Raw genomic sequence first — 497 nt, 5'->3', positions numbered from 1 at the left:
ACCGATGATGGGCTTCAAGGATTTCCGGTGCGCGCGCATCATCCTGGCCGGCATTGAGATCATGCACATGATCCGCAAAGGCCAAATGAAGGGTGACCACGCCACTCGAACGGTCGCCGCGCAGTTCCATTCGCTGCTTATCTAAGGACTCCTAAGCGAATCGCCGCTTGCTCGTCATGGCTCCGTTATCGCGACACAACCCGTTCGTGACCGCATAGCGCGGCTTGGCTCGTTTTCGCGCCTCACCCGTCTTCAGTCTCGCCTTGTAAGGCATGAAAGCTCACCCGTCCGATAGATCACCGCACTCTTTCTACCCGACACCCTGCCGCCCCGCAAGTGGCTGCTGAACAAAGCCCGTCGAAAGTAGCAACGTAAGCGCCTCACGACGACCGTCGTAGACGACGGCGAGAACCGACATCAAAGTGGTGCCCATCATTTTCGATTTGATGGACATCACTGTGACAGAGCCAGAAGCCAGGCCGGGTAGCCGCAAGGGA

General features: G+C 57.9%; 1 protein-coding gene and 1 pseudogene. One reads left to right on the top strand and one right to left on the bottom strand.

The window, feature by feature from the left end; all coding sequences use genetic code 11:
• Positions 1-145, top strand: a pseudogene (locus GWC77_RS28300) (IS6 family transposase); the annotation flags it as partial.
• 165 nt (positions 146-310) lie between these two features.
• Here the strand turns inward: GWC77_RS28300 and GWC77_RS29330 are convergent.
• Positions 311-497, bottom strand: a 187-nt coding sequence (locus tag GWC77_RS29330; RefSeq protein ID WP_217283470.1) for a hypothetical protein, incomplete at its 5' end; no start/stop codon positions are given.

Origin of the sequence: Paraburkholderia sp. NMBU_R16 (assembly GCF_013282575.1) — a bacterium.
In the GTDB taxonomy this organism is placed as follows: domain Bacteria; phylum Pseudomonadota; class Gammaproteobacteria; order Burkholderiales; family Burkholderiaceae; genus Trinickia.
This window is presented reverse-complemented; position numbering and strand designations above follow the sequence as displayed.